This window comes from Flavitalea plasmicola (genome assembly GCF_030546645.1).
Classification (GTDB): Bacteria; Bacteroidota; Bacteroidia; order Chitinophagales; family Chitinophagaceae; genus Puia.
On the sequence record NZ_JAUOTO010000001.1, the window covers coordinates 476,949 to 490,621 of the forward strand.

The window sequence follows — 13,673 nt, forward strand, 5'->3', positions numbered from 1 at the left end:
CATGCCTACAGCAACATTGGACATACAGCTGAACGCCGGAACGCAAAAAGCGCTGAAGATCGCCCAGTCGCTGGCCAGGGAACATATGCATGCCGCCTTTGGCGCACCTCATCTCCTGAAAGCCCTCCTGCACAAGGACCTGGAGACCGGGCAGCAACTGTGGCAGCACGACTATGACGTCTACTACATCGAAGAATGGGCGGACGTGAGAATGGAATCTTATCGTAAATCACCCGCACCGAAGGAAGCGCCCGCCGGAAACGATGATATTGCCGCCATCCTGGAAGAGGCGGACAATGTCCGGCTGCAGCTGAATGACGAGGAGGTAACACCCTTGCATGTGTTGATTGCGCTCAGTACGCCCGGCGTCGGCTTCAGCTTCGAGCAGCTGAAAACATTTCCCCTCCAAAGGGAGGCATTACTGCAAATAGATCAGGACAATAACACGCTTCGCCAGCTGAACATCCCATCCGCCGCCAACACCAGGATCCAGGCCCTCCTGAAATTCTGCCGTGATAAGACGCTGCAGGCCGCGCAGGACGGTATGGACCCCATTGCAGGCAGACAGCAGGAGATCCGCATGATGGCGGAGATCATCAGCCGCCGGAGCAAACCTAACGTGCTGATCATCGGTGAGCCGGGCGTAGGCAAGTCTGCCCTCGTGGACGGCTTCGCCCAGGCCATCCACAACGGACAAGTACCGGATTTCTTACGCAACGCGAAGATCTTCCAGCTGGACAACGGCGCACTGGTCGCCGGCGCCTCCTATAAAGGGGAGGTAGAGGAGAGACTAAAGTCAATCCTGCAGGAGATCCAAACTTTCGATAAAGCCATCCTGTTCATAGACGAGATCCATGCCCTGCTGGATAAACAAGGGGCCGCAGCCGGAGCCGCCAATCTTTTGAAACCTGAGCTTGCCCGGGGAGCGATCACGGTCATCGGCGCCACCACGCTGGAAGAGTACAGGCGACACATCGAAAAGGACGAGGCCTTCGCCCGGCGATTTGAAGTGCTCTCCGTTGCCGAACCCGATGCCGCCACCGCCTTCCGGATGATAAAGCAGGTACTGCCGCGCTATGAAGCCCACCACCGCATACAGGCCGAAGACGAGACAATAAAAGAATCCGTACGGCTGGCTAAGCGATATATCAAGGACAGGAAACTGCCAGATGCGGCCATCGACCTGGTAGACCGCAGCATGGCCAGCCTGCGGCTGGCCATCGACACGGGAGCGGACAAGATAAAAAAGCTGGAAGCCCTGATAGCAACAGAAGATGAGCAATGGCACCTCGAACAATTGAGACAAACGGTCGGCCCCATCATTTGGTCTGCCGCCGCGCCCGGAGATGACCCCCAGGATCTGACAGTCATCTACCAACGCCTGAAAGCGATCCTCCCACTGACCCGGACCAGCCTGCAGCAGCAGGACATCACTTCCATCGTGGCGGACAAGACGGGCATCCCCGTGGGTAAGCTGCAGTCGGCGGAAAGAGAGCGGCTGCTCGATATGCCTGGCCTCCTGAGACAAAGGGTCGTAGGACAGTCCCATGCCATCCACACCATCAGCGAAGCCATTCTGGAATCCCGGTCCGGATTGAGCAAGCCCGGCCAGCCCATCGGATCATTCTTTTTCCTGGGTCCCACCGGCACCGGCAAGACGGAGCTGGCCCGGGCGCTGGCAGAGCTGCTGTTCCAGGACGAACGATATATCATCCGCTTCGACATGTCGGAATTCAAAGAAGAACATGCCGCCGCATTGCTGTATGGCGCCCCTCCCGGATACGTAGGATATGAAGAAGGCGGCCTGCTGGTGAATAAGATCAGGCAGCAGCCTTACGCCGTTGTCCTTTTCGACGAGATCGAGAAAGCCCATGCCTCCGTGTTCGATATTTTCCTGCAGATCATGGACGAAGGCAGACTGCATGACAAGCTGGGACGACAAGGAGATTTTTCCAATGCCCTGATCATCTTCACGTCCAACATCGCCAGCAAATACGTGGCGGAAGCATTCGCGCAAGGGACTGCGCCTTCGCATGCCCACCTGCTCGATAAGATGGCAGCGCATTTCCGTCCCGAATTTCTGGGTCGCCTGACGGAGATCGTTCCTTTCAGCCCCATCGACACCGGCATGGTGGAAGATATCTTCCGGATACAGCTGAAAGGATTGCATCAGCTGCTGAAAGGACAGAACATCGAATTGGACATCACCCCCGCAGCCTTGAAACATCTCGCCGCGCTGGGATTCTCTCCGGACTACGGAGCAAGACCATTGGCCGGCATCATACGAGGCCAGCTGAGAAGACCCCTGTCCCGGATGATCGTCAGCGGAGCGCTTACACCCGGAAGTAAAATTACCCTTGGCCTGGGCGCTGGCAGCCGATTGATCTGGTGCGCGGACAAGTCCGAATAATAAAACCTTTTCTTAAAAACTTAAAACTCAGATTATGGCTATTGAACCTTATGGAATTGGCGGCACCGAAGTCAAAACAGACGCATTCGAAGCCTTTGCCGATATTCCGCAGAACCGCGTTCTCATCGCAGAGCAGCTGACGAAAGATCCGCCTGTCAAGCCGGACATTGTGCAGGGCCTCACCGATATCGCATCCGTCTTTGAGCACTTCGCCCCCAAAGTGGACATGGAGTTCGGTACGGAGGAAGGCACCATCCGCCGCGAAACCTTACAATTCCGGGGATTGGAAGATTTCGGTACCAGGGGCATCACCGTGCAAAGCCCCTACCTGAAAGAGCTGAATATGAAGCAGCAGCAGTATCACAAGATCATCCGGCAGCTGAAGACCAACAAGCTCCTGAAACAGGCCATTGCCCATGCAGAGACAAAAGAGCACCTCATCCAGGCATTACAGGCCCTGATCCGCGAGCTGGATACTGCCTCTTAATTATTTTAAACATTTAAATACCAGATCATGTCAGTTGAACAAATCAAAACAGCCGATCAGGCTGATACGAAATATAAGATCATCGATACGGCTGCAGCCGCTGAAGCGCTGGAGTCCCAGCTGAACGGCCTGGCGAAATTCGGCGGATTCGACCTGCTGGAGTCGGCCATCGACGCAGTCCAGAACCTCAATCCTTCCCGTAAGGCGCGCCGTAAAATTTTCCTGGAAGAGCCGGCTAAAAAAGAGGAGCGGGCAGAGCTGAAGAAGATCCTCCAATGGTGGACAGAGATCCTGCAGGACTCCGGCGACATCGTGGAAATGGTAGCCGCCTGTAACGAGAAGGCAGTTTCCGCGGAACAAACGCTTACTGCCAACCTGAAAGCAGCCGTGAAAGAAACGGAAGAGCTGGAAAGGTCCTACCGGTCCGTCGCACTCTTCTTCAAGAATACAGAAAGCCTGAAGATCAAAAACGTATCTGTCATTAATGCAGAGCCCGATCAGCTGAAAGACCTCGACAACACCCGCTTTATCGATGCCATCCGCGTAGAGCTGATCAACAACTACGACCGCCTCGACCTGCGCAACAACTACAGCCTGCTCATCCTCCCGGGCTACCTCGGATCCAATAAGGTGCTGGAAAAATGGGCGAAGATCGCTTATGAGAATAAGGTGATGCTGATCACGGACTTCGAACACCTCGACTCACCGGATGATGTCATGGAACTATTCGAGGCCGCTAACCTCACAGGAGGGGATCCGTGGAGATCCAATGTCATCATGACCTGCAACTGGCTGGTTGGCCGCGGTAAGCTGGATGACATCGACGAAGAGGATCATCTGTATGTGCCGCCCGCCGCCGCATTGGGAGGTCGTATCTATCAGACACTGATGTCCCAGGTGACGGCCGGAAAAAAATTCGGTGGACTGAATGAAGTAGATGGGGTTCGCTTCGACCTGAAAAAAAGCGAGATCGCTGGCCTGGAAAAACTAGGCCTCGTGCCGATGGTGAAGGAATACGGCAAAGTGATGGCCTTCTCTGCCAAGACGCTCTTCAATGGAGATAACCTCGGTTTGCAAACATATTCCGTCGTCCGCGTATTCGACTATGTCACCAAAGTAATGATGGACTTCCTCAACAGGCGCGCTTTCGAGAACTTCAATGCCAGCACCCGTAAGGAACTGATGGGGCAGATCGTACGATTCCTGGATGGAATAACGGGACCGGGTAAGCTAATAGAGAATTTCACGATCCGGCGTTTTGAACAGGACCCGCTGCAAAAAGACAGGATCCATCTGGACATTCACCTGAAACCGTACTTCCCCGCAAAGACTTTCCTGATAAAGCTCGAAGGACAAAAAGGGGAAGACGCGGAAAAAACAGAATGGGCTTCTGAATACGAACAGGAATAACACTATATAATAATATGTGCAGGAACGATAGTATATAATAAGAGGTGTACGTTTCTTCGTAATGTGGATAATTTGGCACCCTATTTGGCGTTGTTAAAAAATAATTTCAATAATATTGTATCACTACCTGAAATAATCTCAATACTACGATCCAACCTTTGAATGCCTTATCCGTCTTTATAGAATATACTCCCCATTTGTAGTTTTTTTTATTGCCCCCGACTCGTAGCAATTTTCCCCTTAGTATTCGACCATTACAGGCCGGACTACTGATTTCGTAGCTGCATGAGTGTGTAATATGCCCAAAAGGTGTACTGGACTCTCCATGTCTATTCATCAGTTTTTTTTATTTATTGGTCTTTATACCATTTTTTAATCTTTAAAAATTAAAATGTCATGTCATTCAAGGCAAAACTTAAAGTAGGCGGCAAAGAAGTCAACGTGCTGAACTTGAACTATGCGTTGAAACAGGAAACAGACGCCACGGGCCGTCCATCCTCCATTACAAGAGGCGGCAAGATCACTATGACGGTGGAATCCACGGGCGACACTACTTTTTTCGAGTGGATGTGCAACAACTTCGAAAGGAAGGATGGGACCGTCACATTCGTAAAGCGGGATTCCGACGCCACCATGAAGGAGCTTAATTTCAAGGAGGCTTACCTCGTAGACTATAAGGAGAACTTCGAAGCCTCGGGGGATAATCCCGTAACGGAGTCCTTTACGCTCAGTGCGAGAGAAATAGCCGTAGGCAGCGGCACACACACCAACGAATGGGTAAAAATGTAAAAAGTTAACCAGGTGGGTCGTCGACTGGCGGCCCACCTTAAATTATCTTGCATGTCATTCCTGGCTAAACTAACGATAGACGGAGAAGATTCCAATATCCTCTATTGTGGCTTTCGCTTCTCCCAGGTGACGGATACCACCGGAAGACCTTCTTCCGTCCCACAGGGAGGCACAGTCAACCTCACCATTGAAAGCACCGGAAAGGTAGACCTCTTCGACTGGATGATCAGTCCTACACAGAAGAAGAGCGGTACGATCACATTCTACCGCCGGGACACCATGAGCAAATTGAAGACACTGGAATTTTCGGACGCACATTGCGTGGATTACAACGAGGTCTATCAGCATGACGGTGAATTCCCCATGCAGATCGGATTGGTGTTGAGTGCAAAAGAATTGCGACTGAATGGATCGAATTTTAAAAACAACTGGCCGGAATAGTTCCCCCTGCCGGTGCTACACACCATAAACGATACTATTTTTTATGGCACAGCTAGTCAGCACGAATATCAGCATTGCCGGTGACCCTATCACGCAATTTTCATCTTTTCAGCTAACCCAGGGCATATTTTCACACCATGTCTTCAGGCTGGTGTGCCCCGCCGTCTCCATCGACGGCAGCACGGGCAATATATTCCATCAGTCGAAAAACCTGATGGGGGCCACCCTGACCGCACAGATCAATTCCGTGGGCATGGATGGACAGCTTCGTTTCAGCGGCGTCGTCACCCAGGTGGAGACCTCCCGCTTTTCCAGTTATACGGGAGACATCATCATCACGGGACACAGCCCCACCATCATCCTGGACAATGGCCCCCATTGCAAGAGCTGGGAAAAAAAGGCGGTGAAGAACATCGCACAGGATGTCCTGAAGCACTTCCCGCAGAATTTGCTGAACCCGAAGATCGCCCCGCTGTATCCCGAGACATTGGCCTATTATGTCCAGTACAAAGAGACAGCCTGGCAGTTCCTCTCCCGTCTCTGCGCCACCTACGGCGAATGGCTGTATTACGACGGCCGCTCGCTGGTGATCGGTCCTCCCGCGGGAGGCAATAACACTGCGCTCACTTTCGGCAGCACGCTCAGCCGTTTTACCATGGCCCTGCAGGTGCGGCCTGCCGCCCTTCAGATGATGGCCTATGACTATATGAACCACCAGGTATATACGAGTACACCCAGCGGTATCGAAGGACGGGCGGGTCTCAACGACCTGGGCAAGATTGCCCTCCAGGCCAGCCAGACCGTCTATGCCGCCCAGCCAAAAGTCTGGAACAATCATTTTTTAACGAATAAAAAACAGCTGGACGACGTCGTCAATATCCAGTCTGCCATGCAAAGCAGCAATCATGTGCGCTTCAACGGCGCCAGCGGTCATCCCGGCGTCAATGTCGGAGGCCAGGTGAGCATTCAGGGGAAGAACTTCTTCAGCCAGGGCGACGAGACCTATGGCGATTACACCGTGGTGTCCGTCAATCATTTTGCCGACGGACAAGGTAATTACAACAACGATTTCGTGGCAGTCCCCTCCAGCATAAAGGTTCCGCCCGTTGCAACCCCGATGGCGCCTCCCTGCGAGGCGCAGAGCGCCGTGGTCACCGACAACCACGATCCGAAAGGCCTGGGAAGGGTGCGGGTGAAATTCTATTGGATGAACGGATCGGAAAAAACACCATGGATAAGGGTCACCAGCCCGCATGGCGGCGGCGGCAAAGGCATGTTCTTCATACCCGAGGTGGGAGAGGAGATCATCGCCGGCTTCGAAGGCGACAGCGCCGTCAAGCCCTATGTGATAGGCACCGTGTACCATGGCGCCGCCAGCAACGCTTTCAGCAATGGCGGCAACGACGTAAAAGCGCTGCAGACCCGTAGTGGAAATAAGGTCATCATGAACGACGCCGCTGGCAGCGTGTTCGTGGAGGACAAGGACGGCAACAGCATGATGATGGACGGGGCCGGCAATATTACTTTCAAATCAAATAAGACCGTGACCATCAATGCCACGGATGAAATTATTTTCCAGACGAAGAAGATCACCATGCTGGCCGAGAACGAAGTGTACCTGGAATCAAAAAAACTGGATGGTCAGCTGTCCGAGACAGCCACGCTCTTCGGCAAGAACAATGTCACCGTCCAGTCCGAGACCATGATAAGCCTGGAATCCCAGAACAAAGTGGAAGCATCCGCCAATACGGAGGTGACCCTCAACGGGAACAGCAAGGTCACGCTGAACAGCACGATGGTGGAAGCCAACGGGAAGGACGTCACGAATATCCGTGGCGGCATGGTCAACCTCAATACATAGCTATGATACATCCGCACAATCCCATTATGCAGCGACTGAATGCCATGGCACGGCAATGGCAACAGGAAGTCCGTCCCCGGCATCGGCTGATCAGGTGGATGCTGCGCCCGGAGGACCACCGCATGTACGAAGGGTTTTGCCGGCTGGAAGCATCCCAACATGGCAGCCTGAACAATCTCTTTGTATTTTTTTATACGCCTTTCCGGGAGACGGAAAACTTCAGCCATGCTATAATGGCCAACTGGCTGCAGGAGTACGATGACAACACGGAGCAAAAGAAAATATTGGCTGCGGCAGGAGTCAGGGGTGAATGGGACACGACTATCTTCAGGACAGCCGTCGCAGCCGAAGATCACGCCGCCTGTGTCGCCCTGCTCCCACAAATGACCCGCTCCTACCGGGAATGGCTGGGCATGCCCGGCACGAACCTGGTACTCGCCCTCCTGCCCAAAGAAATGCCCTCGCCCCCTGCCTTCGCCGCCTGGCTGGAAACCTGGATGCGACAGGACCTGCCCGACGGCATTCAACTGTTGCTCTTCGATCATGCCCAGGGCAATTTCTGGGGCGCAATATTCGACAAACATCCCTCCCACAGCTGCACCATGCAGCACGACCTGCGTATGGAACAGGCTATCCGCGAGATCGCCACCGCCGGCGCCGCCACCGATCCGCAGGCCTCCTTCCGGCAATGCCTGTTCGGGATGGGCGAAGCCTCCGCGAAAAAAGACAGGCAAGGAACACAGGACTGGGGTGAAAAAGCCCTGGCACTTGGCAGGAGATCCGGCGACGCCCTCCTGCTGGCCACTGCCTGCATCTCCTATGCCGGGATGCTGTTCAATTTTAAGACGCATGAAAAAATAGATACCCTGCTGGAAGAAGGTTTGCAGGTTTGCATAAAAGGCATAGGAAAAGGGGAAGAAAGCATGAAGTCCCTGCTCCTTCAATACTACGCCTACAAAGGATCGCATTGTCAGATCCGCAAGCAAAGAAAGGAGGCGCTGGGCTGGTTTATGCGTATGGGCGAAGAGGCCGCGGCTTTCGGCTTTTTCACACAATCCATATCCGCCTGGTATAAGACATTCATCTTCGCCCGCTACAGGAATTTCGATACCGAAAAGGATAAAGCCGTGCTCGCCGCCATGCAGCTGACGGACAAGCTGGGCCCGGAAGAGATCCTTTCCTCGGAATATCCTTTCCTGGCAGCCGCATTCGTACAGGACAGACTGGACAAATGGGCCGGCTTGCGACAGCAGGTGGAAGAAAAAATGCAGCAGGCTTGCGGTCCCGGCTGGCGGGAAGAAGTGGAAGAGATGGAAAAGAACTACACGCGCCAGCGGGTGCGGGAAGTGGAACAACAGGCGCTGATGGAAGATTAATAAACAGCATTATGTACGTCGTCAACACACATTTAAAACCAGTGATCGGTATCGACATTCACTTTGTGAACCTGCCGTTCCCTTTTGTACCCATCCCGCATCCATACATCGGGCTGGTGATCGATCCCTTCGATTATATCCCCTTCATCGGAGCTACGGTAAAGGTGAATGGCGTACCCCGTGGCAATACGGACACCATGGGCATGATCATCACCTTCGTGCATATACCTTTTGGCGCAGGTTTTACCCTTTTCCCCATCATCGGGCATAACAGCCAGAATTTCTTCGGCAGCAAAAAAGTGATGGTGGATGGCGCTCCCATGAGCGGCGCAGGCTATATGCTGATGACCTGTAATGACATCGGCATTCCGCTGAGCTTCCGGCCCGGCCGCAAGTTCATACCGATCCCCTCCCTTTACCTGCCAACTTCTTACTGCATCCCGCTGCAATGGGGGGCGCCCGTCAATGTCGGCGGCCCGCTGGTGCCCAATTTCAGCCTGCTTGCGCTGCTGAAGGCTTTTGTATTCGGCTGTTTCCTGAAGGTGCTGGGGAAGATCGCGGCCGCTGCAATGAAAAAAATGTCCGGCAAGCTGTCGGCAAAACTGGGCGCCAGCGGGAAGCTCAAAAAGGCATTATGTAAGATGGGCTTCGAGCCCGTGGACCTGGTCACCGGTCGCGTGAACTATGAATATGCAGACTTTGAGCTGCCCGGGCCCATCCCTTTGCTGTGGCTGAGGAACTGGGACAGCGACTCCGCCATGGAAGGTTCGTTTGGGCATGGCATCCATTTCTGCTACGACCGCTATATCATATTGATGAAGGAGGAAGATGCGATGGCGCTCCTGCTGGAAGACGGAAGAGTGGCTGCCTTTCCCTGGCTGGAACCTGGTGAGGAATACTACCACCGGCAGGAAAAATTGCTGCTGCGACGGAAGCAGAACGGGCATTTTTTGTTGGAAGACTACAATGCTTCCCTCTATCTCCATTTTAATCATTTAGGTCCTTCCGACATCGTTCAACTGTCATTCATCGAAAATTACAGCGGACACCGCATCCAGCTGCATTACGATCGTCAACTGCTGACAGCCGTCACCGACAGCGCTGGCAGGAGACTGCTGCTCCACCGGGACCGCGAACACATCTTCCGTGTCGATCTGCACCACCAGGGGAAATTACAGACGCTCGTCACCTATGCATATAACGAAGCGGGCGATCTGGCCGCCGTGACGGATGCGCTGGGACAGGTCACCCGCATGGAGTACAACGACCACCTGATGGTGCGCAAGACAGACCGCAACGGGCAAAGCTTTTACTGGGAGTACGACGAGCAGCATCGCTGCGTACATACCTGGGGCGACGGCGGCATACAGGAGGGCTGGATAAGATACCACAGCGGCCGCACCGAGGTCACGGACAGCCTGGGTAATATCACCACCTACTGGTACGACGAGAACAATTGCTGTGTCCGGGAGACGGACCATTACGGCTCCAGCCGCTACACCGAATACACGGATGACCTGCAGGTCTTCCGTCAGACAGATGAAGTGGGGAATGTCACAGGATATGTGTACAACGAACACGGCTGGCTGAAAGAAAGGATCATGCCCGATCACACGAGCACCCAGCTCTTTTACAACGAGCACCACCAGGTAAAGCTGATCATACATCCCGATGGCAACAGTGACAGCTATGGATACGATGCGGAAAGGCGCCTCCGCTTTATCAACTATCCCAATGGCCAGACCACCGCCTATGAATACAATGACAAAGGTCAGGTGTCGGCCATGGTCTTTAATGGTAAAGAGAAAACAACCTTTCAATATGATGAGGATGAGAACCTCGCCCGCATGGAATGGACAGGAGGTATTGCGCTATGGCAATATGATCACATGGGCAATTGCACCCGGGCCATCGACGCCGAAGGTCAGATAAAGCATTATGAATATGATGCGCTTTGCCGCCTTCGCCGTATGTACCTGCCCGATGGCAATAACATCGGCCTGGAATATAATGCTTATACCGAAGTGACAGTAGTCACGGACAGGAATGGACGGCTGGAATATGACTATACTCCCCTGGGCAATCTCTGTAGAAGGAACCACAATGGCATCGAGCAGCAATATATTTATAACAGTGCGCAGCAGCTGAAAGCCGTCGTAAACGAGACGGGGCAGTATTATCGCCTGGAGTATAATGCGAGAGGCGAGATCATTGGGGAAACAGGGTTTGACGGACTTCGGAGAAGCTATCGGCGGGATGCCGCAGGCAAGGTAGCAAGAGTGGAAAGACCCGGCGGGCGTCATACAGCCTATGAATACGATGCCAATGGGAGGATCATCCGCACGGAATACCATGACGGCAGCTGGGAATTCTTCCGTTATGACAAGACCGGTAATATGACAGAGGCCTCGAATGAACACACTACTATTCAGTTCCGGCGCGACAAGCTGGGTTTGGTGGAGTCGGAATGGCAGGACGAGTACTATGTGCAGAGCAGGTACGACAAGCTGGGTAATCGCGTGAGCGTGAAAAGCAGCCTTGGCGCAGCTATTGACATCGATCGCGACAGATCCGCGCTCCCCGTAGGTTTGAAGGTGAGGACGCCCGAAGCGCAATGGAGCTGCCAGGTACAGTATAACAGCGGAGGGCAGGAGATCATGCGGCGGTTGCCGGGAGAACTGGTGAGCACCCGGTCCTATGACGCTGCCGGCCATATCGGGCACCACAAGGTCCTTAGAAACAAAGTTGCCGTCGATTGGAAAAAATATACCTGGGAAGCCGGCGACCGTCTCACCAGCATCGTCGATGGGTTGAGCCAGACCCGCACCAGCTTCAGGCAGGATGCATGGAACAATCTTGTTTTCGCCCAATATGCGGATAGCGCTATGGTACACCGTACCATGGATGAGACAGGCAATGTATATGGCACAAAAGATAAGAGCGACCGCCACTACAGCACCGGAGGCGCCCTGCTGGAGAGTCGCACCCATACCTACTCCTACGACGAGGAAGGGCACCTCACCCGTAAGACGGAAAAAACCACAGGAAAAAAATCGCAATACCAATGGCAGGCCAATGGTATGCTGGCAAGAGTGATCAGGCCTGACGGGAAAGCCGTCTGCTTTAAATATGATGCGTTGGGAAGAAGGATAGAGAAGACCTTTGACGGAAAAGTCACCCGTTATGTCTGGGATGGCAACACCATGCTGCATGAATGGACGTATGCCGAAAGCCGGCGCCCAAAGCCCATCGTCAACGGAGAAGGGCAGCTGGAGCACAGCGAACAGGAGCCCACCGAAAAGATAACTACCTGGGTATTCGATGCGGACGGGTTTAGCCCCGCCGCCAGGCTGGAAGATGGACACGCATGGAGCGTAGTCTGTGACTACCTGGGCACCCCCCAGGCGCTCTATGACGAGGAAGGCAAAAAATCCTGGGAAGGGGTATTGGATATTTATGGAAGAGTGCGATCTTTAGCTGGCCGGCGGGAAGATATGCCCTTCCGGTACCAGGGACAGTATGAAGATGTGGAGACAGGATTGTACTACAACCGGTTCCGCTATTACAGCCCCGAAGAAGGCACCTATATCAGCCAGGATCCCATTCGCCTGGAAGGTGGTACCAATACCTACAGCTACGTCAGCGATCCGAATTACTGGACGGACCTGCTGGGCCTGACACCTATATTCGACGATAAGCTGGCGGATATGGCAAAGACGGTACACAACCTGGTGGCGGATGATCCAAGGGCTTTCAGAAGTCAAACGATCGCTATTGGACAAGGTGAGCTGCCCAATAATGGAGGGACACAGCTTTTTGCCGCCGGCAGCGGGGCCCGCTTCAGAAAGGGACAGCGTGACAAGCTGATCGAAATGGGTGTGCCGGAACAAAATATATACTCCGGCAAGGCCGCCAGGGAGATGATCGAAAATGATCGAAAAGCCACCAGGCTGGCCAATCACGCGGAAAGGGTGATCATCCGCAATGCGCCCAAGGGCACTAAATTCCCTAAATGGGGCATCTCCTGGGCGGCGCATCAGAAAAATGAATCCTGCGCCAATTGCAAACCGCATGTGGAATGCGCATCATAAATTTGAATAGTCATTTATGCAGACAATAACTTTATCGGGATACAAAGAACAGGTCTTAAAAAGCCTGGATGGCCTGCCTTTTCAGAAACAACTGTTCTTTGCCGTCTGGATAACGGAAGAGCTGTACAGACAGTATGGAGCCGCACTGAACGAAAAGTTCCTGGAAGAGGAAGACCTGGATCTCAGCGAGGTCCTGGCTTTTTTGTGGTACGTGGTAGATAAGGGCCCGGCAAAGATCGACGAAGACCTGATGGAAGAATACGTGGAAGCGCTGGAGAACGATGACATTTATGAGGCGCTGGACCAGGATGAAAGAGACGGATCCGGGCAGGCCAACCTGATCAGCGGCTTCTACAACGCCTTGCTTTTTATAAGGGACAGGACGCATATTTTATTGGGCGGGTCCTCCAGCCTTCCTCTCAATATCATCGATGTAATATTGACAGAAGCGCTCGGCATGACAGACAGTGACGACATGTTAGGTCACCCGCTGTATCAGGCCGAATTCTCTGCTCAAACGCATATGCTGGAATATCTTCGTTCCGGCAAGCCCGCCACCAGCGATCAAAAGCACCTGTTCCGGGAAAAGCAATAGCTATTTCCAGGTTATTCTCCTGTAAAAAAAAGTGGAAATAAGACATTTCACTTAGCCTGCAAAGGGATAGATATGGACTGTTTTTTCGGAAGCACCTATCCTTATAATCCTTTGTGTACCAATGCCTGAAAAAATTACCTAAAAACCTTGATTTCTAAGTCTTTGAGCACCAGTTTATTGGTTTTCGACCCTAAATTTGACAGTACTTTATTC

9 protein-coding genes are annotated in these 13,673 nt (G+C 53.1%); all 9 read left to right on the forward strand.

Translation table 11 applies throughout. The features are described 5' to 3' along the window. Position 1: 1 nt before the first annotated feature. The gene (locus Q4E93_RS01855; protein ID WP_303582383.1) at positions 2 to 2,410 is read left to right on the forward strand and encodes an ATP-dependent Clp protease ATP-binding subunit; all 2,409 of its coding nucleotides are present in this window, start codon (positions 2 to 4) and stop codon (positions 2,408 to 2,410) included. A gap of 34 nt (positions 2,411 to 2,444) precedes the next feature. Next, complete coding sequence (locus Q4E93_RS01860) at positions 2,445 to 2,897, forward strand: hypothetical protein (protein WP_303582384.1); 453 nt, start codon at positions 2,445 to 2,447, stop codon at positions 2,895 to 2,897. Positions 2,898 to 2,924: 27 nt separating this feature from the next. After that, a complete protein-coding gene (locus tag Q4E93_RS01865; RefSeq protein WP_303582385.1) occupies positions 2,925 to 4,307 on the forward strand; it encodes a DUF5458 family protein in 1,383 nt (460 codons plus the stop codon). 396 nt (positions 4,308 to 4,703) lie between these two features. Beyond that, positions 4,704 to 5,096 (forward strand): type VI secretion system tube protein TssD, encoded by a 393-nt coding sequence (tssD, locus tag Q4E93_RS01870; RefSeq protein ID WP_303582386.1) that lies wholly within the window; start codon positions 4,704 to 4,706, stop codon positions 5,094 to 5,096. Between the two features lie 51 nt (positions 5,097 to 5,147). Continuing rightward, the gene (gene tssD, locus Q4E93_RS01875) at positions 5,148 to 5,537 is read left to right on the forward strand and encodes a type VI secretion system tube protein TssD (protein ID WP_303582387.1); all 390 of its coding nucleotides are present in this window, start codon (positions 5,148 to 5,150) and stop codon (positions 5,535 to 5,537) included. A gap of 43 nt (positions 5,538 to 5,580) precedes the next feature. Next, positions 5,581 to 7,398, forward strand: coding sequence for a type VI secretion system Vgr family protein (locus tag Q4E93_RS01880; RefSeq protein WP_303582388.1), 1,818 nt, complete (start codon positions 5,581 to 5,583; stop codon positions 7,396 to 7,398). A gap of 2 nt (positions 7,399 to 7,400) precedes the next feature. Beyond that, complete coding sequence (locus Q4E93_RS01885; RefSeq protein ID WP_303582389.1) at positions 7,401 to 8,774, forward strand: hypothetical protein; 1,374 nt, start codon at positions 7,401 to 7,403, stop codon at positions 8,772 to 8,774. Positions 8,775 to 8,785: 11 nt separating this feature from the next. Continuing rightward, a complete protein-coding gene (locus tag Q4E93_RS01890) occupies positions 8,786 to 12,865 on the forward strand; it encodes an RHS repeat-associated core domain-containing protein (RefSeq protein ID WP_303582390.1) in 4,080 nt (1,359 codons plus the stop codon). A 16-nt stretch (positions 12,866 to 12,881) separates the two neighbouring features. Beyond that, positions 12,882 to 13,460, forward strand: coding sequence for a hypothetical protein (locus tag Q4E93_RS01895; RefSeq protein WP_303582391.1), 579 nt, complete (start codon positions 12,882 to 12,884; stop codon positions 13,458 to 13,460). The last annotated feature ends 213 nt before the right edge of the window (positions 13,461 to 13,673 follow it).

Bases quoted from the DNA above. Each gene is read 5' to 3' on its own strand.
- tssD (WP_303582386.1), top strand. From the start codon at position 4,704: ATGTCATTCAAGGCAAAACTTAAAGTAGGCGGCAAAGAAGTCAACGTG.
- Q4E93_RS01860 (WP_303582384.1), top strand. From the start codon at position 2,445: ATGGCTATTGAACCTTATGGAATTGGCGGCACCGAAGTCAAAACAGAC.
- Q4E93_RS01890 (WP_303582390.1), top strand. From the start codon at position 8,786: ATGTACGTCGTCAACACACATTTAAAACCAGTGATCGGTATCGACATT.
- Q4E93_RS01855 (WP_303582383.1), top strand. From the start codon at position 2: ATGCCTACAGCAACATTGGACATACAGCTGAACGCCGGAACGCAAAAA.
- Q4E93_RS01895 (WP_303582391.1), top strand. From the start codon at position 12,882: ATGCAGACAATAACTTTATCGGGATACAAAGAACAGGTCTTAAAAAGC.
- Q4E93_RS01880 (WP_303582388.1), top strand. From the start codon at position 5,581: ATGGCACAGCTAGTCAGCACGAATATCAGCATTGCCGGTGACCCTATC.
- Q4E93_RS01885 (WP_303582389.1), top strand. From the start codon at position 7,401: ATGATACATCCGCACAATCCCATTATGCAGCGACTGAATGCCATGGCA.
- tssD (WP_303582387.1), top strand. From the start codon at position 5,148: ATGTCATTCCTGGCTAAACTAACGATAGACGGAGAAGATTCCAATATC.
- Q4E93_RS01865 (WP_303582385.1), top strand. From the start codon at position 2,925: ATGTCAGTTGAACAAATCAAAACAGCCGATCAGGCTGATACGAAATAT.